At 72.4% G+C, this 22148-nt stretch carries 16 protein-coding genes; 6 read left to right on the top strand and 10 right to left on the bottom strand.

Going from position 1 to position 22148, the window contains the following annotated elements:
• The gene (locus A3CE_RS0136165; protein ID WP_020644987.1) at nucleotides 1–498 is read left to right on the top strand and encodes a nitroreductase family deazaflavin-dependent oxidoreductase; all 498 of its coding nucleotides are present in this window, start codon (nucleotides 1–3) and stop codon (nucleotides 496–498) included.
• Here the strand turns inward: A3CE_RS0136165 and A3CE_RS0136160 are convergent.
• Complete coding sequence (locus A3CE_RS0136160) at nucleotides 482–1867, bottom strand: WS/DGAT/MGAT family O-acyltransferase (RefSeq protein ID WP_020644986.1); 1386 nt, start codon at nucleotides 1865–1867, stop codon at nucleotides 482–484. The genes A3CE_RS0136165 and A3CE_RS0136160 overlap by 17 nt on opposite strands.
• A 168-nt stretch (nucleotides 1868–2035) precedes the next feature.
• On the opposite strand from A3CE_RS0136160, the gene A3CE_RS0136155 reads away from it, so the two are divergent.
• Nucleotides 2036–3271: an alpha/beta hydrolase gene (locus A3CE_RS0136155; protein ID WP_020644985.1), complete on the top strand. Its 1236-nt coding sequence runs from the start codon at nucleotides 2036–2038 to the stop codon at nucleotides 3269–3271.
• A 54-nt stretch (nucleotides 3272–3325) separates the two neighbouring features.
• Here A3CE_RS0136155 and A3CE_RS0136150 read toward each other — a convergent pair whose 3' ends face one another.
• The 3 genes from A3CE_RS0136150 to A3CE_RS0136140 all read right to left on the bottom strand — a co-directional run bounded on the left by A3CE_RS0136150 (nucleotide 3326) and on the right by A3CE_RS0136140 (nucleotide 9582).
• Nucleotides 3326–4486, bottom strand: a complete 1161-nt coding sequence (locus A3CE_RS0136150; RefSeq protein WP_020644984.1) for an SWIM zinc finger family protein — start codon at nucleotides 4484–4486, stop codon at nucleotides 3326–3328.
• Nucleotides 4486–7338, bottom strand: a complete 2853-nt coding sequence (locus A3CE_RS0136145; protein WP_026469197.1) for a DEAD/DEAH box helicase — start codon at nucleotides 7336–7338, stop codon at nucleotides 4486–4488. Before A3CE_RS0136145 ends, A3CE_RS0136150 begins: the two co-directional genes overlap by 1 nt.
• Nucleotides 7339–7524: 186 nt before the next feature.
• Complete coding sequence (locus tag A3CE_RS0136140) at nucleotides 7525–9582, bottom strand: acyl-CoA dehydrogenase family protein (protein WP_020644982.1); 2058 nt, start codon at nucleotides 9580–9582, stop codon at nucleotides 7525–7527.
• A 140-nt stretch (nucleotides 9583–9722) separates the two neighbouring features.
• On the opposite strand from A3CE_RS0136140, the gene kstR reads away from it, so the two are divergent.
• The gene (gene kstR, locus A3CE_RS0136135) at nucleotides 9723–10349 is read left to right on the top strand and encodes a cholesterol catabolism transcriptional regulator KstR (protein ID WP_020644981.1); all 627 of its coding nucleotides are present in this window, start codon (nucleotides 9723–9725) and stop codon (nucleotides 10347–10349) included.
• 8 nt (nucleotides 10350–10357) lie between these two features.
• Here the strand turns inward: kstR and A3CE_RS0136130 are convergent, their stop codons facing one another.
• Nucleotides 10358–11188 carry an LLM class F420-dependent oxidoreductase gene (locus A3CE_RS0136130; protein ID WP_020644980.1) on the bottom strand — a complete coding sequence of 277 codons (831 nt, stop codon included), beginning with the start codon at nucleotides 11186–11188 and terminating at the stop codon, nucleotides 10358–10360.
• 124 nt (nucleotides 11189–11312) lie between these two features.
• The gene (gene icmF, locus A3CE_RS0136125) at nucleotides 11313–14546 is read right to left on the bottom strand and encodes a fused isobutyryl-CoA mutase/GTPase IcmF (RefSeq protein WP_020644979.1); all 3234 of its coding nucleotides are present in this window, start codon (nucleotides 14544–14546) and stop codon (nucleotides 11313–11315) included.
• Between the two features lie 137 nt (nucleotides 14547–14683).
• Here icmF and A3CE_RS0136120 point away from each other — a divergent pair, with 137 nt between their 5' ends.
• From A3CE_RS0136120 to A3CE_RS0136110, 3 genes are read left to right on the top strand one after another with little or no spacing between them, the layout of a single operon-like run.
• On the top strand, nucleotides 14684–15019 hold the full coding sequence (locus A3CE_RS0136120) for an ArsR/SmtB family transcription factor (protein WP_020644978.1): 336 nt from the start codon (nucleotides 14684–14686) through the stop codon (nucleotides 15017–15019).
• The gene (locus A3CE_RS0136115) at nucleotides 15012–15452 is read left to right on the top strand and encodes an SRPBCC family protein (RefSeq protein ID WP_020644977.1); all 441 of its coding nucleotides are present in this window, start codon (nucleotides 15012–15014) and stop codon (nucleotides 15450–15452) included. The genes A3CE_RS0136120 and A3CE_RS0136115 overlap by 8 nt, the downstream gene beginning before the upstream one ends.
• A complete protein-coding gene (locus tag A3CE_RS0136110; RefSeq protein WP_020644976.1) occupies nucleotides 15449–16108 on the top strand; it encodes a DUF899 domain-containing protein in 660 nt (219 codons plus the stop codon). The genes A3CE_RS0136115 and A3CE_RS0136110 overlap by 4 nt, the downstream gene beginning before the upstream one ends.
• A gap of 145 nt (nucleotides 16109–16253) precedes the next feature.
• On the opposite strand, the gene A3CE_RS0136105 is transcribed toward A3CE_RS0136110, so the two are convergent.
• Genes A3CE_RS0136105 through A3CE_RS0136090 form a run of 4 tightly spaced genes read right to left on the bottom strand, consistent with a single transcriptional unit; the run spans nucleotide 16254 to nucleotide 21807 of the window.
• Nucleotides 16254–16817 (bottom strand): GTP-binding protein, encoded by a 564-nt coding sequence (locus tag A3CE_RS0136105; RefSeq protein WP_013224365.1) that lies wholly within the window; start codon nucleotides 16815–16817, stop codon nucleotides 16254–16256.
• 28 nt (nucleotides 16818–16845) lie between these two features.
• On the bottom strand, nucleotides 16846–17568 hold the full coding sequence (locus tag A3CE_RS58895; RefSeq protein ID WP_020644975.1) for a DUF742 domain-containing protein: 723 nt from the start codon (nucleotides 17566–17568) through the stop codon (nucleotides 16846–16848).
• 7 nt (nucleotides 17569–17575) lie between these two features.
• Nucleotides 17576–18028 carry a roadblock/LC7 domain-containing protein gene (locus tag A3CE_RS0136095; protein WP_020644974.1) on the bottom strand — a complete coding sequence of 151 codons (453 nt, stop codon included), beginning with the start codon at nucleotides 18026–18028 and terminating at the stop codon, nucleotides 17576–17578.
• A complete protein-coding gene (locus A3CE_RS0136090) occupies nucleotides 18025–21807 on the bottom strand; it encodes a sensor histidine kinase (protein WP_020644973.1) in 3783 nt (1260 codons plus the stop codon). Before A3CE_RS0136090 ends, A3CE_RS0136095 begins: the two co-directional genes overlap by 4 nt.
• Nucleotides 21808–22148 lie beyond the last annotated feature (341 nt).

The following is a 22148-nucleotide window of genomic DNA, read 5'->3' as shown; positions in this document are numbered from 1 at the left end:
ATGGGACGGTTCAGCCTGCCCGACCAGAAACCCGGCGGCCTGGACTCGCCCGTGACGGCGAAGGCCATGAAGTACCTGGCGAAGGCCCAGGTGGCGGTGTTCCGGCTGACGAACGGCCGCGTCGGCAGCACCTGGCGCGTCGGGGCCGGGTTCCGCAAGCCGGTGCCGACACTGCTGCTGGACCACCGCGGACGCAAGTCGGGCCGGCTGTTCACGACTCCGCTGCTGTACCTGGAATCCGGCGGCGACGTCGTCATCGTCGGTTCCCAGGGTGGCCTGCCCCGGCACCCGCAGTGGTACTTCAACCTGCTGGCGCACCCGGAGACCCGCATCCACCTCAAGGGCCGTCGCGACGTCCCCGTCCAGGCGCGGGTCGCCGGACCTTCGGAGCGCGCCGACCTGTGGCCGCGGCTGGTCGAGCTGTACGCCGATTTCGCGAAGTACCAGGCCTGGACCGAGCGGGAGATCCCGGTGGTGGTGCTCAGCCCGCGGCCTTGACCAGCTCGGCCATGACGTCGGGCAGCGCGTCGGCGAGCGGCCACAGGTCCTTGACCAGTTCGCGGGCGCCGAGCAGGCCGACGTGCACCTTGCCCGCGTTGGACAGCACGGTGACGTTCAGCCCGGCGCCGTGGAAAACCGGGCCGAGCGGGTAAAAGCCGGTGATCCGCGCACCGAGGAAGTACAGCGGCATCGGCGGCCCGGGCACGTTCGAGACGACCAGGTTGTGCACCACCGGGTGCTTCTCCGCCAGGCGCAACGCGGAGTACGCGCGCACGGCGAGCCCGAACGCCGTCGCCGCGGAGAACTGGGCCCAGTCCTGCAGCATGTCGGCGTCGATGTCGTAGTGGTGGTCCTTCGACCGGCGGTTCGCCTCGGCGAGGAAGAACACCCGCGCGGCCGGGTCGGCCAGGTGCGTCGGCAGGGAGGCGAAGAACGCCGAAACCTTGTTGCTGCCGTGCTCGCGCGCGGTCCGGTCGTGCACCGACACCGGGACGGTCGCCACCAGCGGGTCCTGCGGCAGTTCACCGCGCGCGGCGAGGAACTCCCGCAGCGCGCCGGCGACGAGCGCGAGCACGACGTCGTTCACCGTGACCCCGAAGGCGTTCTTGACGTTCTTGATCTCGGCGAGGTCGAGCTGGGCGAAGGCGACGCTGCGGTGCCCGGTGATCGTGCCGTTCAGCGACGTCCTCGGCGCGGTGAAGGGCACCGGCATCCCCTTGCCGCGCATCGCCTTCCCGAGCCACCGCGGCACCAGCCCCAGCAGGTCCGGCAGCAGCCGGACGACCTCGCCGGGCCGCTTGGCGACGCTCTCGACGCTCGCACGGACCAGGTCCAGCATCGACGGTGTCGGCCAGGTGCGGCCCTCGTCGATCTCCGGCATCGGGCCGTCCGGTTCCAGGCCGGCCAGGTAGGTGATCAGGCTGGCGCCGCTCACGCCGTCGACGCTCGCGTGGTGCATCTTCAGCAGCACGGCGATCTGGCCGTCGGCCAGGCCTTCGATGACGTACAGCTGCCACAGCGGGTGCGCGCGGTCGAGCTGCTGCCCGGCGATGTGCGCGCACAGCGCGGCCAGCTCGGCGCGGTCGCCGGGGGCGGGCACGCCGATGCGGTGCACGTGGTGGTCGAGGTCGAAGTCCTCGTCCTCGATCCACACCGGATGACCGATGTTCCAGAGCGGGTTGTGCAGTTTGCGGCGGAATGCCGGGATCCGCCGGACCCGTTCGTCGAGCTTTTCCGCGAGTTTCGCGAAGGTGTAGCCGCCGGGGACGGTCGAGCCGTCGAGGACGAGCAGCCCGCAGACGTGCAGGACCTGCGACGACGTCTCGAGGTAGAGGAAGCTCGCGTCGAGGCCGCTCAGTCTCTGCATGGCGCCCAGGGTACTGATCCGGCCAAAAGCAGGCCGCCCTCCGCGCGGCACGTAACCGTCCCACGAAGTCATGCGGCCGTGGCTGTGGTCGGATTAGTACCGACCAGCGCAGCGCAAGCCACTTCCGGTGAGCGGCGCGTCATCCTACTCGCCGGTATCATCGCGCTGGTGCAGCCGAACTTCCTGATCCGCCGCGCGGTCCAGCTCGGGCTCACGGCCAACGCGCTCCGCCCGCTGAGGGCTCGGTCCACGACGATTCCGGCGTTCTTCGCCGGCTGGCTGACCGGCGAGCTGGCGCCCCAGTTCCTGGCGCTGACGGCGGCGGACGCGCTGGTCCACACGGCCCGCCACGGCGTCGGCGACCGGTCGACGAAGGCGGGTCTGGCGATGGCGGCCGCGTCCGCCGCCGGCCTGGCCACGCTGATCCGCACCGGGCACGGCGCCCGCGACGAGATCGAGAAGGCGCTGACGTCGGCGTTGGGCGAGGACTACGCGTCGGAGCTGGGCCGTTCCGACCTGGGCCTGCCGTGGAGCGAGCTGGCCCTGCCGTTCCGGATGGGCGCACCGGACGTCCGCGTCGACCGCAACATCGCGTACGCGCCGGGTGGCAAGCGGTTCCTCCTGGACGTGTACCGGCCTTCGACGCCGGTCTCGGGCGCGCCGGTACTGCTGCAGGTCCACGGCGGCGCGTGGGTGATCGGCAACAAGGAGGAGCAGGGCAGGCCGCTGATGCGCTACCTGGCCCGCCGCGGCTGGGTGTGCGTCGCGATCAACTACCCGCTGTCGCCGGCGCACCGGTGGCCGGCGCACATCGTGGCGGCGAAGCAGTCGCTGGCGTGGATTCGCTCTTCGATCGCTTCGTACGGCGGCGACCCGCGTTTCGTGGCGGTGACGGGCGGATCGGCGGGCGGACACCTGTCGGCGTTGCTGGCGTTGTCGCAGAACGACCCGGCGTTGCAGCCATCGTTCGAGGACGTGGACACGAGCGTCCAGGCGTGCGTGCCGCACTACGGCGTGTACGACTTCGCGGCGACTTCGGGATCGCAGGCGAGCAAGTACCGGCTGGAGAGCCTGATCGCCCGGCGGGTGTTCGCGCCGGGCCGGGACCCGGTGCAGCACCTGGACGACTACGTCGCGGCCTCGCCGTTGGACCGGATTTCCTCGGAGGCACCGCCGTTCTTCGTGATCCACGGCCGCGACGATTCGCTGGTCCCGGTCCGCGAAGCCCGCGAGTTCGTCGGGCGGCTGAGGGAGAAGTCCCGGCAGCCGGTGGCCTACGCGGAGCTGGCGGGGGCTCAGCACGCGTTCGACGTGTTCACGTCCGTGCGGAGTGCGCACGTGGTGCGCGGGGTGGCGCGGTTCCTGGACTTCACGTACAACGCCTGGAAGGCCGAGAACCGGTAGCCGGGCGGGGCCGCGGCTCCCACCTCGAGATTCGCTCGGGCCGGCGACCGCTGGTCAGTAGGCCAGGTCCACCGGGCTTGCCGAAGGTGGGCCGTCGAGGCGCCACTCCGTCCCCGCGCGCACGAAGCGGTACCAGCGCGCGTCGCGGCCGTAGCGCAGTTGCAGCTCCCCCTGTGTGAGGCGGTTGCGCCAGACCTTCGGCTTCCCCGGGAGACCCGCGTCGGCCAGGACAGCCTGGGCTTCCGAGAGGGGGCCCGGTCCCGGCTGCCAGCTCTCCCGCAGCGCCGCCAGGCCGCCCCGGCCGGCTTCGCGCCAGGACTCCGCCCAGCGAGCCAGGTCTTTCGGGGACACCCCCGCCGCCGTGGCCAGCGTGGTGATCTCCGCGCCGGAACGGCCGGCCGCGCGGCGGGCGAGGTCTTCCTCGAACGTCAGCTCCGCCGCCGTCACTCCGCCGACCAGGAGGTCGCGAGCGAGCGAGGCCGCGTCCGCCGCGAGAACGGACAGTGCCGCCGCCGTCCAGCCCGTGGCCGGTGGCGGGTCGAGGTCCAGGACCGCCGGTGGCCCGGCCACCCGCGGCGGCGGTGGCAGCGCCGGGATCGCCCCCGGCCGCCGGGCATAGGCCGCGCGCGCGGACAGCCCCTCGTCCGAGGGCTTCGGCAGCTTCGGTTTCTCGCCGCGCGCCGGCGAGCGGCGAGCCCGCAGCTCCGCCAGGACGTCCGCCCGCGGGCGCCCGCGCAGCAGGAACAGCGTGAACGGGTCGCGGTCCACCTCGTCGGCGACCAGGTAGTACACCGCGGCGACGTGCTTGCACGGGTTCGCCGAGTCCGGGCACGAGCACCGCGGCCGCAGGTCGCCCGGCCCCGGCAGCAGGTCGGCGCCCGCCTCACGAGCCTGCTCGGCGAGCGCGCCCGGCAGCTCGCCGTCGAGCAGCGCCGCCGCGTGCCCGAGCTGCGTGCCGACCACGCCCAGCAGCGTGTCCCACTCGCCGTCGCTGAACGTGCGCATCGTGATCGACACCTTGTAGGGCTGCGGCCGGCTGCCGCGCACCCGGGCGGTCACGGCCCCGGCGCCGACGTGCAGCTCGCTGACCGTGCCCTGGCGCGCGTACGTCCGCCCGCGGGGCAGCCGGTTCGGGTCGAGTTTCGCGCGCTGCTCCAGCGCGTCGACCCAGGCGCGGCCCCACCACGTCGTGCCGAAGTTCCGCCTCGGGGGCATCAGCCGCTCCCGAGCCGGACCAGGTCGGCGAGCGCGTCGTCGGACAGTTCGGTGATCCAGTCCTCCCCCGCGCCGACGATCGACTCGGCCAGCCCGCGTTTCTTCTCGAGCACCTGCGCGATCCGCTCCTCGAGGGTGCCCTCGGCGATCAGCCGGTGGACCTGGACCGGCCGGTCCTGCCCGATGCGGTAAGCGCGGTCGGTGGCCTGGTCCTCCACCGCCGGGTTCCACCAGCGGTCGTAGTGGATGACGTGGGTGGCCCGGGTCAGGTTGAGCCCGACCCCGCCCGCCTTCAGCGAAAGCAGGAACACCGGGATCTCGCCGGCCTGGAACCGGTCGACCATGTCCTGCCGCTTCGCCGGTGAGCTGTCGCCCGAGAGCAACTCCGTCGGCAGGCCGCGCTCTTTGAGACGCCGTTCGAGCAACCGGCAGAGCTGGACGTACTGGCTGAACACGAGCACGCTGTCGCCCTCGTCGAGGATCACGTCCAGGAGTTCCTCGAACGCCGCGAGCTTGCCGGACCGGCCGGTGAGCGCGCCGTGCGGCTCCTTCAGGAACTGTGCCGGGTGGTTGCAGATCTGCTTGAGCTCGGTCAGCAGCTGCAGCACCTGCCCACGCCGCTGGATGCCCCGCGTCTCCCGGATCTCGGCGAGGTTCTCCCGAACCACGGCCTCGTAGAGCGTGGTCTGCTCGGCGGTGAGCGGGACGAACCGGTCGGTCTCGGTCTTGCGCGGCAGCTCCGGGGCGATGTCCGGATCGGTCTTGCGGCGCCGCAGCAGGAACGGCCTCACGGTGGCGGCCAGCCGTTCGGTGACGGCCTTGTCGCGGTCGCGCTCGATCGGCCGCGCCACCGTGCGGCGGAAGCGGTCGAGCGGGCCGAGCAGCCCGGGTGTCGTCCAGTCCACAATGGACCACAGTTCGGTGAGCCGGTTCTCCACCGGGGTGCCGGTGAGGGCGACCTTGGCTTGCGCGGGGATCTTGCGCAGTTCCTTCGCCGTGGCGGACAGCGGGTTCTTGACGTGCTGCGCCTCGTCCGCCGCGACGAGTCCCCAGTCCACTTCGGACAGCGTTTCGCGGTCGCGCCGGAGGACGCCGTAGGTGGCGAGCACGACCTCGTCCGGCGCGAGGTCGTCGAGGTGGCGGCCGCCGCCGTGGAAGCGGCGGACCGGGATGTCCGGCGCGAACCGGGCGAACTCGCGCTCCCAGTTGCCGAGGAGGGAGGTCGGGCAGAGCACCAGGGTGGGACCGCCGCCGGCGCGCGTGGGCTCGGTGTCGGCAACCGGAGCCGCACGGTCGGCGGAGAGAGGCGCCGCCCCGGCGGCCGGCAGGCCGGCCCCGGGCTCGGGCCGCGAGCGGGCCGCCCCAGCCAGTGCGTGCCGATGCAGGTGGAGGGCGATCAGCTGGATCGTCTTGCCCAGGCCCATGTCGTCGGCCAGGCACGCACCGAGGCCGAGCCCGGTCATCGTCGCCAGCCAGGCGAGCCCGGCCTGCTGGTACGGCCGCAGGGTCGCGTGCAGCCCCGGCGGCGGCGCGACCGAAGCCTCCGCCCGGTCGCGGATCCGCTCGGCCAGCCCGCCCAGCACCGGTGGCGCGGCGAACTCCACACGTTCGCCGTCCAGCTCCAGCTCGCCGGTGAGCGCGGCGGCCAGGGCCTCGCCGGCGTCGAGCTTGCGGGTGCGGCCGCGTACCCGGGCGAGCAGCGCCGGGTCGACGCGCACCCACTGGCCGCGCAGCCGGACCAGCGGCCGCTTCGCCTCGGCGAGCGCGGCGACCTCGGCCTCGGTCAGCTGCTCGCCGCCCAGGCTGAGCTGCCAGCGGAACTCCAGGAGGCTCCGCAGCGCGAACTCCGGCCCCGCGACGCTCGCCGGCGCCTGGGTCGCGCTCGCCTTCGCCTTCACCTCGCCGGCGAACAGGCCCTTCGCCCACAGCACCTCGATCCCGGCGCCGCCGAGCTCGCGCGAGCCGTCGGTGAGGAGGTCGACGACCTCGTCGTCCGACAGCGGCAGCTCCGCCGGCGCGGGCTCCGCCAGCACCCGGCCCAGCGGTGCCCAGGCCCGCGCGCCACGGCGCAGGCCGAGCAGCAGCTGCGTCTCCACCTGGTCGCCGAGCCGGTTCAGCACCGCGTCCGGCGCGTCCCACAGCGTCGCCGCCTCGACCACCAGGCTCGGCTCCGCGATGCTGCGCACCGCGAGGACGCCGGCGAACGAGTCGTCACCCCGGCCTTCGACGCGGAGCAGCACCTGCACGCCACGCGGTTCGCGGGCCTCCAGCTCGGCGAGCCAGGCGGCGCCGTCCGGACCCAGCAGCGCCGGTTCGCGTGCCGCGAACGCCGGGTCACCGGCCCCGACGGGCGCCGCCGGGCTGCGCACCAGCAGATCGGCGGTCGCGTCCCAGAGCGCGCGCACCAGGGAGTCCGGCGAGTGCAGCCGGATGCGTTTCAGCCCGGTCAACGGCAGCGCGTACGCCTCCGGCGGCAGGGCACCGGCCAGACCCCGCAGCAGTTCCTCGTCCGCGGCGTCGAGCGGGCCGATCCGCCACGCCGCCGCGCCCGCCGGGGACGCGGCAGGCCGCAGCCGCCCCCGCGCGACGAGGTTCACCCCGGCGTTGACGGCGGCCGACCAGGCCGCGACGGCCGGGCTGGCCTCCTCCCCCACCGCCAGCAGGCGGGGCAGCGCGCGTTCCAGCGGGACGAGCTCTGCGTCGACCTTCGTCCGCGCGAACTTGGCGCCGCGGGGCAGCACGAGCTCGATCGTGGTCCCGCCGGCCACGTCGTCGCCCCACAAGGCCAGTACCCCGTCCCGCGGGGGATCCGCGGGGAGGTACGTGGCTTGGGTGTCTGCGCTGAACTCCACGACCGCAACGCTAGAACACGACCCCGACAGTTTTGCCCGCGGCGGCACGAACGGTCCTTTCGCACCGCGTCCGCCGCCCGCAGCCGCGTGCTCAGACCCGGATCTCGCGTGCTCGAAAACGTAACTCGCGTGATCAGACCCGGATCTCGCGTGATTGGACGCGTAACTCGCGTGATGGGCGGGGCGTCAGCCGCGGGGGAGGCCCAGCAGGCGTTCCGCGGTCAGGGACCGCAGGACCTGGGTCGTGCCGCCCGCGATCGACAGGCAGCGTGTCACGAGGAACTCGTGCTGGGCCGGGCCGTCCGCGGCCAGAGCTCCGGCGCCGGCCAGCTCCAGCGCGAACTCGGCCACGTCCTGCCGGTGCTGGACCCCGAGCAGCTTCCGCACGCTCGACTCCGCGCCCGGGTCCTGCCCGCCGAGCCGCCGCAAAGCCGCGCGCAGGTCCAGGACCGAACCCGCGACCCCGTCGGCCACCAACGCGCCGAGCCGGTCCAGGGCGACTTCGCCCAGCGAAGCAGCGTCCACTGTGGACACCAACGACTGCACGCTCTCCCCGACCGCCGACCCGCTCCCGATGGCCACCCGCTCGTTCGCCAAGGTCGTGCGCGCGAGCCGCCAGCCAGCGCCCGGTGCCCCGACGACGTCGGCGTCCGGCACGAACACGTCGTCGAGGAACACCTCGTTGAACACCGCCTCGCCGGTGATCTCCCGCAGCGGCCGCGTCGTGATGCCCTCGGCGCGCATGTCGACCAGGAAATACGTGATGCCCTTGTGCTTGGGCGCGTCCGGGTCGGTGCGGGCCAGGCAGATGCCCCAGTCGGCTTCGCGGGCGAGCGACGTCCACACCTTCTGCCCGGACAGCCGCCAGCCGCCCTCGACGCGCCGGGCCGCCGTCCGCAGCGCGGCCAGGTCGGACCCGGCGCCGGGCTCGCTGAACAGCTGGCACCACGTGAGCTCGCCCCGCAGGGTGGACCGGGCGAACCGCGCCCGTTGCTCGTCGCTGCCGTGCTCGAGGATCGTCGGCACCGCCCACGCGCCGATCACCAGGTCGGGACGGCGGACGCCGGCCGCCGTCAGCTCGGCGTCGATCCGCAGCTGCTCCGCGGCATCGGCGCCGCGGCCGAACGGCGCCGGCCAGTGCGGCGTCAGCAGGCCGGCGTCGGCCAGCGCGACACGCCGCCAAGCCTCGGGCAGCGCGGCGATCCGCTCGACCTCGTCGCGCAACGCCGGGTCGTCCCCGACGTCGACACCCATCGTGCGTTCGGTCCCGGCGAGAGCCAGCGACGCCGCCTGCCGCCGCCACGGCGCCGAGCCACCGAGCCACTGCCGCAGGGCCACCGCCCGGCGCAGGTACAGGTGCGCGTCGTGTTCCCAGGTGAACCCGATGCCGCCGAGGACCTGGACGCAGTCCTTGGCGTTGGCGACGGCCGCGTCGAGGGCGACGACGGCGGCGCTCGCGACCGAAAGCGGGTCCTGCCCGCGCGCCGCGTCCCAGGCCAGCGCTTCGGCGGCTTCGGCCCGGCAGAGCATCTCGGCGCACAGGTGCTTGATCGCCTGGAACGCGCCGATGGGCTTGCCGAACTGCTCGCGGACCTTGGCGTATTCGACGGCGATGGTGAGACACCGCCGGGCCACGCCCGCCGCCTCGGCCGCGGCCAGGGTCGCGGCCAGCGGCCGGACCGGCGGCAAGGTGAGCAGGTCGGCACGGACACCCGAGAACCGGATGCGCGCCAGCGGTCGCGAGAAGTCGAACGGCGCGAGGGGCTCGACGGTCACCCCCGGCGTGCCCGGTGCGAGCAGGACGTGGCCGCCGTCGGCCGGCACCAGCAGCCAGGCGCCCGGGTGCGCGCCGGGGACGGGTCCGGTGACGCCGTCCTCGAGCGACGGCGCGTCCAGCAGGACCGCGACCGTGGCCTCCCCCTCGGCGAGGGCGGGGAGCAGTTCCTTCGCCGCGGGAACGTCCGCCAGCAGGAGTCCGCCCAGCGCGGTGCCGAGCACCGGTCCTGGAACGAGTTCTTCGGCCGCCGCGGCGAGCCCGGCGGCGAGATCGGCGACACTGCCGCCACCACCGGTGGTATCGGGCAGGGCGACGCCCATCAGGCCGAGGTCGGCGAAGCCCGCGGGAATCCCCGCGCCGGACCCGGTTTCCGCCGCCCGCACCGCCTTTCGCGGGTGGTGCGCGGCCGACCAGGCGTGGATCGCCTCGGCCAGCGCGGCCTGTTCCTCGGTGAGCGCGACCGGCATGAGGCCTCCTCGCATAGCTGGACGCTACTCGCGAGTGTAGAACGTGTTATAGTTTTTCGGCCAGTGGGTCGATCGTTGAACGTTTCGCCAGGACAGGTATTCTACGTCGTGAACTGGAACAAGTTCCGAAGGACGGGGGAATGCCGATGCCAGGCAAGACCAAGGCCCGCGGCAACGGCCTGAGCGCGATCGGCGCCGACGAACTCGGCTCCGCCGCGCAGCGTGACCGCCGCCGCCGGATCATCGACGCGACCCTCGCCCTGGCCTCGAAGGGCGGCTACGACGCCGTGCAGATGCGCGCCGTCGCGGAGAAGGCCGACGTCGCCCTCGGCACGCTGTACCGGTACTTCCCGTCGAAGATCCACCTGCTCGTCTCCGGGCTGGCCCGCGAGTTCGAGCGTGCGCAGGAGAAGCTGGAACGCCAGGCCATCCCCGGCGACACGCCCGCCGAACGGCTGATGTTCGTGCTCGGCCGCAACACCCGCATGATGCAGCGCGACCCGCACCTGACCGAAGCCATGGTGCGGGCCTTCATGTTCGCCGACACCTCCGCCGCGGCCGAGGTCGAGCAGGTCGGGCTGCTGATGGAGAACATGTTCGCCAAGGCGATGGGCATCGCCGAGCCGACCGAGGCCGACCGCGACATCTTCCACGTGGTCGCGGACGTCTGGATGGCCAACCTGGTGGCCTGGGTGACCCGCCGCGCCTCGGCCGCCGACGTCGCCAACCGCCTCGAACTGTCGGTGCACCTGCTGCTGGACAAGTAGCCGCCGGCTCAGCGGTGGGCGGTGGCCACCTTCGCCAGTTCGTCGAGCGCCTTCAGCGTCTCCGCTTCCGGCAGCGTGTCCAGCAGGAACGTGTACCGCTCGACGCCGGCCTCGCGGAACCCGTCGATCACCTTCGGCGTCGTCGGCCCGCCGAAGACCGCGAACTGGACGTCTTCGCGGCCCTGTTCGGCCAGCCAGCGACGGACCCGCTGAGCCTCCTGGTACTTCGTGTAGCCCCGGAGCAGCCAGCCGTCACCGTACTTGGCCAGGCGGTTCAGAGCGGCCTCGCTCTCGCCCCCGATGTAGATCGGGACGTGCGGCTTCTGCACCGGCTTCGGCCAGCTGAAGATCGGGTCGAGGTCGATGTGCTCGCCGTGGAACTCGGCCTCGTCTTTCGTCCAGATCTCCTTGAGCGCGGCCAGCTGCTCGTCGATCAGCGCGCCACGCGTCGCCGGGTCGGCGCCGTGGTTGCGCATCTCCTCGCGGTTCCAGCCGACGCCGACGCCGAACAGCGCGCGGCCGTCCGAGATGAGGTCCAGCGACGCGACCTCCTTGGCGGTGTGGATCAGGTCGCGCTGGATCAGCAGCGCGATCCCGGTGCCGAGCAGCAGCTCGGACGTCGCGGTCGCGGCGGCGGCCAGCGCCACGAACGGGTCGAGTGTGCGGTAGTAGACGCGGGGCAGGTCGCCCCCGCCCGGGTAGGGCGTCTCCCGGCTCACCGGGATGTGCGAGTGCTCGGCCAGGAACAGCGAGTCGAACCCGCGCTCCTCCAGCGCCGCGCCCAGCACGTCCGGCCGGATGCCTTCGTCGGTCACGAACGTCGAGATCCCGAATTTCATACCCCACGTCTACCACCCGGGTCGCCCCCCGGCCACGAGTACCACGCCGATCAGGAGGACGGCGCCGGCCTGACCGGCTGGACACCGACGCGAACGGCCGTGTCCTGGCGCCGAAAGCCGGCCGCTAGACGTTGCGCCGGTATTGACCCCCGACCTCGAAGAACGCCTCCGTGATCTGGCCCAGCGAGCACACGCGCGCGGCATCCATCAGCACCCCGAACAGGTTGCCGCCGCGGGTGGCCGCTTCGCGCAGGGCCTTCAGGGTCTGCTGGGCCTCCTCGTGGTGGCGGTGCTGGAAGTCCGCCAGCCGGTCCAGCTGGGACTTCTTCTCGTCCTCGGTCGCGCGGGCCAGCTCGACCTCGACGTCGTCCTCGCCCGCGCGCGGGTTGCGGAACGTGTTGACGCCGATGATCGGCAGCGAGCCGTCGTGCTTCTTGCGCTCGTACAGGATCGACTCGTCCTGGATCTTGCCGCGCTGGTAGCCGGTTTCCATCGCACCGAGGACGCCGCCGCGCTCGGAGATCCGGTCGAACTCGGCCAGCACGGCCTCCTCGACCAGGTCGGTCAGCTCGTCGATGACGAACGAGCCCTGCAGCGGGTTCTCGTTCTTCGACAGGCCCCACTCCTTGTTGATGATCATCTGGATGGCCATCGCGCGGCGCACCGACGACTCCGACGGCGTCGTGATCGCCTCGTCGAACGCGTTGGTGTGCAAGGAGTTCGCGTTGTCGTACAACGCGCAGAGCGCCTGCAGCGTGGTGCGGATGTCGTTGAAGCTCATCTCCTGCGCGTGCAGCGACCGGCCCGACGTCTGCACGTGGTACTTGAGCTTCTGCGACCGCTCGTTCGCGCCGTAGCGCTCGCGCATCGCCACCGCCCAGATCCGCCGCGCCACCCGGCCGAGCACCGTGTACTCCGCGTCCATGCCGTTGGAGAAGAAGAACGACAGGTTCGGCGCGAAGTCGTCGATGTCCATGCCGCGCGCCAGGTACGACTCGACGTAGGTGAAGCCGTTGGACAGCGTGAACGCCAGCTGCGAGATCGGGTTCGCCCCGGCCTCGGCGATGTGGTAGCCGGAGATCGACACCGAGTAGAAGTTGCGGACGCCGTGCTCGATGAACCACTCCTGGATGTCGGCCATCATCCGGAGGCTGAACTCGGTGGAGAAGATGCAGGTGTTCTGGCCCTGGTCCTCCTTGAGGATGTCGGCCTGCACCGTGCCCCGGACGTTGCGAAGCACCCACTCGCGCAGCTCGGCGGCTTCGGCGTCGGAGGGTTCGCGGCCGTGCTCGCCGCGGAACTCCGTCAGCTTCTGGTCGATCGCCGTGTTGAGGAAGAAGGCGAGGATCGTCGGCGCGGGGCCGTTGATGGTCATCGACACCGACGTGTTCGGCGCGGTCAGGTCGAAGCCGTCGTAGAGGACCTTCATGTCGTCGAGCGTCGCGATGGACACGCCCGAGGTGCCGACCTTGCCGTAGATGTCGGGGCGGGTGTCGGGATCGTGGCCGTAGAGCGTCACCGAGTCGAACGCCGTCGAGAGCCGCTTGGCCTCCGAGTCGGCCGACAGCAGCTTGAACCGCCGGTTGGTGCGGAACGGGTCGCCCTCGCCGGCGAACATCCGCGCCGGGTCCTCGCCGTCGCGCTTGAAGGGGAAGACGCCCGCGGTGTAAGGGAAGTAGCCCGGCAGGTTCTCGCGGCGCAGGAACGACAGCAGCTCGCCGGACTCGGTGTACCGCGGCAGGGCGACGCGCGGGATCCGGTTGCCGGACAGCGTGTCGCGCCACAGCTGCGTACGCAGCTCCTTGTCGCGGACCTTCACGACGAGTTCGTCCTGACGGTATTCCTCCGCCAGCGAGCGGAACCGCGACAGGAGCTTTGCCGACTCGCCGTCCACATCGGACTCGGCCGCGGCGAGCAGGCCGTCGAGCGCGTCGGTCGAGGCGTCCACCTTGGACAGTTCTTCGCGCGCGACAGCCAGCGCGTCGCGCTTGCGGATCGCGGCGACCTGCGCTTGCGTCTTCGCGTGGTAACCGCGCACGGTCTCGGAGATCTCGGCCAGGTACCGCGAGCGGTTGCCCGGGATGATCGTCGACGCGTCGGTCGAGACCTTGCCCTCGACCCGCGGCAGCGTCCCCGCGGACACGCCGAGGCCCCGCTCGGCGAGCAGGCCGCGCAGGTGCTGGTAAAGCGCGGTGACGCCGTCGTCGTTGAACTTCGCCGCGCTCGTGCCGTACACCGGCATGTCCTCCGGCGCGGACGAGAAGGCTTCACGGTTGCGCACGAGCTGCCGCGCGACGTCCCGGCGGGCGTCCTCCGCGCCGCGGCGCTCGAACTTGTTGATCGCGACGACGTCGGCGAAGTCGAGCATGTCGATCTTCTCCAGCTGCGACGCGGCGCCGAACTCCGGCGTCATCACGTACAGCGACTCGTCCACGAAGTCGACGATCCCGGCGTCGCCCTGGCCGATGCCCGGCGTCTCGACGATCACCAGGTCGAACCCGGCGGCCTTGCAGGCCAGGATCGACTCGCGCAGCCCGGCCGGGATCTCCCCCGACGTCGTGCGCGTGGCCAGGGAGCGGAAGTACACCGGGGAGCCGTCGAGGCAGTTCATCCGGATGCGGTCGCCGAGCAGCGCGCCGCCGCCCTTGCGCCGTGACGGGTCGACGGCGAGCACCGCGATCCGCAGCTTGTCCTCCTGGTCGAGGCGGAAGCGGCGGATCAGCTCGTCGGTGAGCGACGACTTGCCCGAGCCGCCGGTGCCGGTGATGCCGAGGACCGGCACCTCGCGCTTGCCCGCTGCGTCGGTGATGCCGCCGAGCAGGTCACCCGGCAGCCGCTCCGCCTGCAACTGGGTGATGACGCGCGAGAGCGCGGCGACGTCGCCGGAGAGCACCTTGTCCAGCGAAGGCGCCTCGGCCGCGAGGTCGACGTCGCAGGCCTCGATCATCAAGTTGATCATGCCCGGCAGGCCCAGCTCGTAGCCGTCCTCGGGCGAGAAGATGCGGGCGACGCCGCGCGAGTGCAGCAGCTCGATCTCCTCGCGCACGATCACCCCGCCCCCGCCGCCGAAGACCTTGATGTGCCCGGCGCCCCGCTCGCGCAGCAGCTCGACCAGGTACGAAAAGTACTCGACGTGCCCGCCCTGGTAAGCGGAGATGGCGACACCCTGGACGTCCTCGGCGATGGCCGCGGTGGCGACCTCGTCGACCGACCGGTTGTGGCCGAGGTGCACGACCTCCGCGCCCTGCGACTGCAGGATCCGCCGCATGATGTTGATCGACGCGTCGTGGCCGTCGAAGAGGCTCGACGCGGTGACGAACCGGACGGGGTGCCCAGGGCGGTACAGCTCGCTGCTCATCCCTCCAAAATACTTTGCCTTCCTACTATTGGAAACCCGAGGACCAGTGACGCGGCTCTCAGGACAACCCGGGAGAACTTGACAAGCCGCAGCTCGCACCTATATTTAACGACTACGTTAATTAACAGGATGGTGAAATGACGGACACGCTGAGCCGGACGTTCTCGGCCCTCGCCGACCCCACCCGGCGCGCCATCCTCGCCCGCCTGTCCGCGGGCGAAGCGACGGTGAACGAGCTCGCCGAACCGCTCCCGATGAGCCTGCCCGCGGTTTCCCGGCACCTGAAGGTGCTGGAACAGGCCGGGCTGATCACCCGCGGCCGCACCCGTCAGTGGCGGCCCTGCCGGCTGGAGGCGAAACCCCTCGAAGACGTCGCCGGCTGGGTCGCGGCCTACCGCCGGTTCTGGGACGACGGGTTCGACCGCCTCGAGGAGCACCTGCGGACCCTGACCGGGGGCCCCGGCGATGCCTGAGCTGGCCATCACGCGCGTGTTCGACGCCCCGCGCGAGCTCGTCTTCGCCGCGTGGACCGACCCCGGCCAGCTGGCGAGCTGGCTGGGGCCGCACGGCTACACCGGCGCGGCGGTCACCCTCGCCACCCGGCCCGGCGGCGCCTGGCGGGCGTGCATCCGCTCCCCCGAGGGCGACGAGCACTGGATGCACGGCGTCTACCGCGAGGTCAGCGCGCCCGAACGGCTGGTGTTCACCTTCGCCTGGGACACCGAAGGCGACCTGCGCACCGAGACCGTCGTGACGATCGACTTCGCCGACCTCGGCGGCAAGACCGAGATGACCTTCGTCCAGACCGGCTTCCCCACCGTCGCGGACCGCGACGGCCACCACGAGGGCTGGACCTCCAGCTTCGACGACCTGACCGGCTTCATCCGAGGAAAGGACGACCGATGACCGCCACCCCGCACACCCTGCCCGAGGTCGTTTCGCCGGAAGAGTGGCAGGCCGCGCGCGACGCGCTGCTCGCCAAGGAGAAGGCGCACATGAAGGCGGCCGACCACCTCGCCGCGGAACGCCGCCGGCTGCCGATGGTGCCCTTCACCAAGCCGTACGAGTTCGATTCGGCCGACGGGAAGAAGAGCCTGCTCGACCTGTTCGACGGCCGCCGCCAGCTGATCGTCTACCACTTCATGCTGCACCCGGGCGACGACGCGGGCTGCCCCGGCTGCTCGCTGATCGTCGACAACCTGCCGCACCTGGCGCACCTGCACGCCCGGGACGTCACGCTCACGGTCGTCGCGCCCGCCACCCTCGGCGAGATCGGGCGGTACCGGACCCGGATGGGCTGGGACGTGCCGTGGGTGTCCGCGCACGGCACCGGCTTCACCGAGGACTGCGGGGTCGGCCGGGGCTTCGGCGTCAGCGTCTTCCTCCGCGACGGCGACGACGTCTACCGGACGTACTTCACCTCCGGCCGCGGCGGCGAGATGTTCCTCGCGTCACACCGCTACCTCGACATCACGCCGCTGGGCCGCCAGGAGGCGTGGGAAGAGGAGAGCCGCGGCGACGACGCGCCGAGCTCCTGGTGGCGGCGGCACGACGAGTACTGAAGAAATCGACGGCTGCGTCCAGGGCACCGCGCGGCTCGGCCTGGAGCTGGTGGAGTCGCGCACGTTCGACGGACAGGCCGTGCTGCTGCGCTTCCGCCGCGCGTGAGCGGCGCCGGGCCCGGGCGATCCCCGGGCCCAGACGGCGTCAGCGCGCGTTGGCCGCCCGCAGCGCGATCCACTGCCGCATCGCGTACTCGACCAGCGTGATCAACGTCTGCTTCGTCGACTCGCGGTCCCGCGCGTCACAACGGACGATCGGGATGTTCGGGTCGATCGACAGCGCCTCTCGGACGTCGTTGATGTCGTGCTCCAGCACACCATCGAACGTGTTGACCCCGACGATGTACGGCAGGCCCCGGTCTTCGAAGAAGTCGATCGGGGCGAACGAGTCGGCCAGCCGGCGCGTGTCGGCCAGCACCACCGCCCCGATGGCGCCGCGGACCAGGTCGTCCCACATGAACCAGAACCGCTGCTGCCCGGGCGTGCCGAACAGGTAGAGGATCAGGTCCGCGTCCAGCGACACCCGGCCGAAGTCCATCGCCACCGTTGTCGTCGACTTGTTCGGGGTGTGGTCGAGGTTGTCGACGCCGACGCTGGCGTCGGTCATCATCGCCTCGGTGGTCAGCGGCACGATCTCCGACACCGACCCGACGAACGTCGTCTTCCCCGCACCGAACCCGCCCGCCACCACGATCTTGGCGGAAGTCATGGTGGGGGGCGCGGTGTCCCGCGGTGCCTTAAAGCCGACGGAGTCCACTCAAAACCCTTTCCATCAACACCAGATGTGCCTCGGCGCCGTCATTGCCCGTAACCGTCTTGTGCACCGTGACCAGCCCCGCGTCGGCCGCGTCGCTGATCAGCACCCGGGCCACGCCCAGAGGCACCCGCAGGGCCGCCACGATCTCGGCGACCGAACGCGGGGTCCGGCACTCTTCCATGATCGAGACGCACTCGATCTGCTCCGCGGCCACCTCGGGGAAGCCACCGGTGGCAGCGTAGTCCTTCGCGGAGATCAGTGTCTCCAGCTCCAGGGCATAATTGGCCCGGGTTCGCCCGCCGGTCAGCGCGTACGGCCGGACGATCGCCGTCTGGTCCTCCAGCGCGGCCGGCTGCTCGAACACCGCGGGCATCACGAACTCGCCGCTGGGCGGGCCCGGGTCGAACAATCCCCCTGGCCGGGGACCGTCGGAGTCGGTACTGCCGGGTGGCGAGACTAAAGAGGTCACACGATCTCCTTGGTCGGCCGACGGCGCGGACGCCGGCGGTTCCGCGGCCGGGTACGCACCGGCGGCCGGGGGTGGCGGGGACTCCTTGCTCTTCTTGCGCTTCCGGCGGGCACGGCCGGAATCCAGGGTGAAGCCGTTGAGGACGTCGGCGAACGTGCCGTCGTCCCGCTGACCGAAGGCGGCGTCGTGCGCCGTCTCCGGTGGCTCACCGAAAGATCCGGACCCCGTGCTCATCGCGCCATCATCCCACCGGTTCACCGATCAGCGACCCACCCGATCCCTGCAGCTGGGCGCGCAGCTCCGGGGTCAGGATCTGGCCGACCCGGTCGACGAGCATCGTCATCTCGTAGGCGACCTGGCCGATGTCGCAGTTGGGGGCGGCGAGCACGGCCAGGCACGAACCGTCGCTGATCGACATCAGCACCATGATGCCCAGCTCCATCTCGACGACGGTCTCGTTGACCGCCCCGGCCTCGAAGCAGCGGGCGGCGCCCTGGGTGAGACTGACCAGGCCCGAAGCCACCGCGGCGAGCTGGTCGGCCCGGTCCAGCGGAAGCCGGTTCGACGCGGTCAGCAGCAGGCCGTCCGCCGAGACGACCACGGCGTGCGCCACACCCGGCACCCGCTCCGCGAAGTCGTTCACCAGCCAGCCGAACTGATTCTGCGTCGGCTGAGCGTTACTCGGCGAGGTCATTCACCCTCCAGTGTCTCGTGGTTGGTCTCGGCCGCCTGTGCGGTGCGGTGGCGTCCGCGCTCGATGCCCTGCTGGAAGCTCCGCAGGCGGCCCCGCACGTCGTGTGCGTCCCGTTGTGGTCGGGGGGCCGTGGCCCCGGTGGACGGTCCGGCGCTGCCCGGGAGCAGCTGCTCCCCGCGACGGCGACGGGGCAATCCTGCCGAAGTGAATGTCGCGGGTGCCGACTGGGACACCGCTTGCACCGCGCGCCAGCCCTCGTCCGTGCCGAAGTTCCACTCCGCGGTGGCCTCCACCACGGACTCTTCGCTGCGCGGCGCGGGGGTTTCCGGAGCGGCGGGCCGGCGGGAGGGCAACGCGGACGGCGGGGTGGCGGGACGGCCGTCCGCGACCGGCAGCCGGCCCGACCAGGTCTGCTGGAGGGGATCCGGGGCGTGCGGGCCGTTCGGCGACCCGGCGTCGCCCGGCTGGGGCAGGACACCGGACTCGGAACCGGTCTGACCACGACGCGGAAGGACGCCGGACTCGGCCTGCCGGCGCTGCGGCAGGACGCCGGGCTTCGCCTCGGCCTGGCCGGGCTCGGGCAGGACACCGGACTCCGAACCGGCCTCAGGTGACTCCTGCTCCGGCGGCCCGGACGTCTCCGGCGCAGCCTGATCCGCACCCGGCGCCCGCGTGTCCGGCTCCTGCGCGGAAGCAGTCCGCGATGCCTCAGGAGCGCTCGATCCTTGAGGTGTCTCAGCCTGCTGCGAGGCTTCGGACGCTCCCGCGGCCTGACCGGCACCCGGCGCCGGCGTGCCCGGCTCCTGGCCGGAACCGGCCTGCTGCGGCTCGAACGGGGTCTGGCTGGTGCCCAGCCCGGGCACGCCGGGCTGCTGAGTACCCGGCTGCCCCACCGCCGTCCGGGGGGCCTGCGGCTTGGCCGGCCGGCTGGTCTGGCGGCGGCCGCGGGTCACGCCCTGCTGGAAGCTGCTGAGCCGGCTGCGGACGTCCGCCGGGTCGCGGGCCGGGAGCTCCTGGCCCGCCGGGGCCGGCTCGGGGGCCACCGGCGCCGGGATCGCGCTGCCGGGCAGGAGCTGCTCGCCCCGGCGGCGGCGCGGGAGCCCGGCCTCGGTGAACGTCGTCGGCGCGGCTTGCGTGACCGCCTGGACCGTGCGCCAGTTCTCGTCGCTCGCGAAGTCCCAGCTGCGCCGCTCCTGCGGCCCGGCTTCCGCGGCCTTCTCGTCCGTCGCCGCTTCTGCTTCCGAAGCAGCGGGCTTCTCCTCGGCGGCCGGCTTGTCCTCGCGGAACCACGCCGAAAGCATCTCGTCGAAGATCGGCGTCGTCTCCGAGCGGTCCGGGGCCGGGGCGGGCGGAGCCGACGCCGGGTGCGCCGCGGTCGTCGCCTGCTGCCACCAGTCGCTGAGCGTGGTCTCGTTGGCGGAGAACAGGTCCTTGCACGCGGGCAGGTCGCCCGCCCGCGGCGGCGGCTCCGGCTGCCGGTCCGGCTGCCGCTGGGGCAGTGGCAGCACCGCGGGCACCGGCGGCACGGCGGGACGCTGCGGCGGGACGTCGCCGTCCTTCGGGAGGGGGGCGAACAGCGCCGTCCCGGAGATCTCCAGGTCCGACGGCGGCCGCGCGGCGGGACCGCGCCCGCCCGACAGCCCGGCGAGATCGCTCGCCGACGGCCACCGCTCCTCCCCCATCGCCGGCTGCGGGGGCACCATCGGCCGCGGGCGGGTGCTGCCGTTGACCGGACGGCGCGGCAGCTGGTTGCCGGCCGCGGGACTGGTCGGGTGCTGCTGCACCGCGCCGATCGGGCCGGTCACCGGGCCGTCGGTCACCGGCATCACCAGCTCCGCCGGGACCACGACGGTGGCGCGGACGCCGACGATGTCCTTGCCGCCGTGCAGCGACACCCCGATCCGGTGCCGGCTGGCCAGCCGGCCGACGACGAACAGGCCCATCCGGCGCGAGGTGACCAGGTCGACCGACCCGGCCTCGGTCAGCCGGGTGTTCGCCTCGATGACCTCGCACTCGTTCATCCCGATGCCCTTGTCCAGGATGTCGATGTGGAGCGAGCCGTCCTCGCCCAGCCGCGACGCCACGGTCACCGACGTCTCCGGCGCGGAGAACGCGGTGGCGTTGTCCAGCAGCTCGGCGACCAGGCGCATCAGGTCGCTCGCGGCGTACCCGACGATCCGGGCCGGGGGCGGCGGCTGGACCTGGACCCGCTGGTACTGCTCGATCTCCGACACCGCGGCGCGGAGCATGTCGGTCGTGCCGACCGGCTTCCCGGACCGGCGGCCCGGCTCGGCGCCCGAAAGCACCATGAGGTTTTCGTTGTTGCGCCGCATCCGGGTGGCGAGGTGGTCGAGCTGGAACAGCGTCGCCAGCTGGTCGGCGTCCTCTTCGTCCCGCTCGAGCTGCTCGATCAGCTGCAGCTGCCGCTGCACCAGGCTCTGGCTGCGCCGCGAGAGGTTGACGAAGACGCTGCCGTAGCCGGTGCGCATCGCCGCCTGCTCGGTCGCCAGCCGCAGCGCCTGGTGGTGCACCTTGTCGAAGGCCCGGGCCACCTCGCCGATCTCGTCGTCGGTCTGCACCGGGACCGGCCGGACGTCGGTGCCCTGCGCGCGGCCCTCCTGGATGTTGCGGACCGCCTCCGGCAGCGCGGTCTCGGCGACGTCGAGGGCACTGCGGCGCAAGACCTTCAGGGAGCGCAGCAGCTGGCGGGTGATGAGGAAGACGACCGCGACCGCGAGCACCATCGTGGCGAACAGCAGCACCGCGAGCAGGCCGGCACCGCTGCTGGACTCGTCGACCAGCTCCGCCGACCGCTGCGCCGCCGACGCGCCGAGCCGGTCGGCGACCTGGCCGATCTGCGTGCGCAGCGCCGCGGAGGCGGCGTTCCAGTCGGGGGCGGACAGCGCGCGGAACGCGTTGTCCGTCGCGCCGCCCGGCGCGTTCAGCACCGTTTCGACCATCCGGGCCCGGCTCTGCGCCTGGGTGCCCTCGGCGATCGCCGCGAAGTCACGCTGCAGCGTGTCGCCCGCCGCGGACCGGAAGTCCACGAGCCGGTCGGCGAGCCGCAGCTCGGCGGCCCGCAGCGTGGCGAGCTCGCTCGGCGTCAGCCCGGCGCGCCCGATGCCGTAGGAGACCAGCGCCTGGCTGAGCGACACCTGTTCGCCCGCGACGAGGAGTTCGTGCAGCCCGGCGGGGGTGCCGCCGAGGGTGCCGTCGCCGGCGCCCGCGGTGGCCGCGGTGTCGAGGCTGATGAGGGAGCCGGTGAGGGCGGCGTACGCCGTGACGGCCTGGCTGGGGCCGAGCTGGCCGCCGTCGACCTGGCGGCGCAGGAAGGCGAGGTTGCCGACCTGCGCGGTGACCGCGCCCGCCGCCCCGGCCACGCCGGGCTCGGCTTCGGCCGCCCGGGCCTGCTCGGCGGTGAACGGGCCGATCGCGGTGTCCGTGGCCTTGCGGGCCGCGGCCAGTTCGGGGGTGCCGCCGACGGTGCCGTCGGTCAGCATCGCCGAGGTGACCGTGCGCTCCTGCTGCAGCGCGCCGGTGAGCGCGCGCACCCCGCCGCCGAGCGCGACGAGCCGGTCGAGCCGCTGGTAGTCGTCCGAGCGGCCGACCTGCGCGGCGATCGTGGTGATGCCGAGCACCAGCGCGAGGGCGATGGGTACGACCGTGACGGCCGAAAGCTTGACGGGCAGGCTCCAGTCGCGCCATTGCACGAGCGCGCGCCACAGGGCCTTCCCCTTCGACCGCCGGGGTGCTCGGCCGAGCAGTTCCCCGACGGGCACCTGACCTTCTCCTGCAACGGTCACGTAAGTGACTCCCTGTCCGGCGTCATGGATCCGCGTCGGCGGCGCGGCGTCCCGGCTCGCGGCGTGCGGGCGGACGGCCGTGCCGTCCCCACCCTGCCGCTTCCCGCGCGCTCGCGCTCGTCCCCGGCTGCCCCGCCGTCCACGCGCCCGTCGCCGGGCGAACACCACCTCGCCGTCCCCTGCCCGGGACTCTGCACGTGCATGTCGCAAGTTGCGTTGTGCACGGGGGTCGAGATCAACTTAATCGGTGCCAATCGATCGCTGCGGTCAGCTGGGCCAAAGAATCGTACCCCCGGAGCACGGCCGGTCAATTGCGT

It is taken from the genome of Amycolatopsis balhimycina FH 1894 (genome assembly GCF_000384295.1).
Classification (GTDB): Bacteria; Actinomycetota; Actinomycetes; order Mycobacteriales; family Pseudonocardiaceae; genus Amycolatopsis; species Amycolatopsis balhimycina.
Note: the sequence above shows the minus strand (reverse complement) of the source record. Positions and strands in the feature narration are given on the sequence as shown.

What these genes read in the sequence shown, in the direction of transcription:
- A3CE_RS0136165 (WP_020644987.1), top strand. Translation starts at nt 1, where the DNA reads ATGGGACGGTTCAGCCTGCCCGACCAGAAACCCGGCGGCCTGGACTCG.
- A3CE_RS0136160 (WP_020644986.1), bottom strand. Translation starts at nt 1,867, where the DNA reads ATGCAGAGACTGAGCGGCCTCGACGCGAGCTTCCTCTACCTCGAGACG.
- A3CE_RS0136150 (WP_020644984.1), bottom strand. Translation starts at nt 4,486, where the DNA reads ATGCCCCCGAGGCGGAACTTCGGCACGACGTGGTGGGGCCGCGCCTGG.
- A3CE_RS0136140 (WP_020644982.1), bottom strand. Translation starts at nt 9,582, where the DNA reads ATGCCGGTCGCGCTCACCGAGGAACAGGCCGCGCTGGCCGAGGCGATC.
- kstR (WP_020644981.1), top strand. Translation starts at nt 9,723, where the DNA reads ATGCCGATGCCAGGCAAGACCAAGGCCCGCGGCAACGGCCTGAGCGCG.
- A3CE_RS0136130 (WP_020644980.1), bottom strand. Translation starts at nt 11,188, where the DNA reads ATGAAATTCGGGATCTCGACGTTCGTGACCGACGAAGGCATCCGGCCG.
- icmF (WP_020644979.1), bottom strand. Translation starts at nt 14,546, where the DNA reads ATGAGCAGCGAGCTGTACCGCCCTGGGCACCCCGTCCGGTTCGTCACC.
- A3CE_RS0136120 (WP_020644978.1), top strand. Translation starts at nt 14,684, where the DNA reads ATGACGGACACGCTGAGCCGGACGTTCTCGGCCCTCGCCGACCCCACC.
- A3CE_RS0136115 (WP_020644977.1), top strand. Translation starts at nt 15,012, where the DNA reads ATGCCTGAGCTGGCCATCACGCGCGTGTTCGACGCCCCGCGCGAGCTC.
- A3CE_RS0136110 (WP_020644976.1), top strand. Translation starts at nt 15,449, where the DNA reads ATGACCGCCACCCCGCACACCCTGCCCGAGGTCGTTTCGCCGGAAGAG.
- A3CE_RS0136105 (WP_013224365.1), bottom strand. Translation starts at nt 16,817, where the DNA reads ATGACTTCCGCCAAGATCGTGGTGGCGGGCGGGTTCGGTGCGGGGAAG.
- A3CE_RS58895 (WP_020644975.1), bottom strand. Translation starts at nt 17,568, where the DNA reads ATGAGCACGGGGTCCGGATCTTTCGGTGAGCCACCGGAGACGGCGCAC.
- A3CE_RS0136095 (WP_020644974.1), bottom strand. Translation starts at nt 18,028, where the DNA reads ATGACCTCGCCGAGTAACGCTCAGCCGACGCAGAATCAGTTCGGCTGG.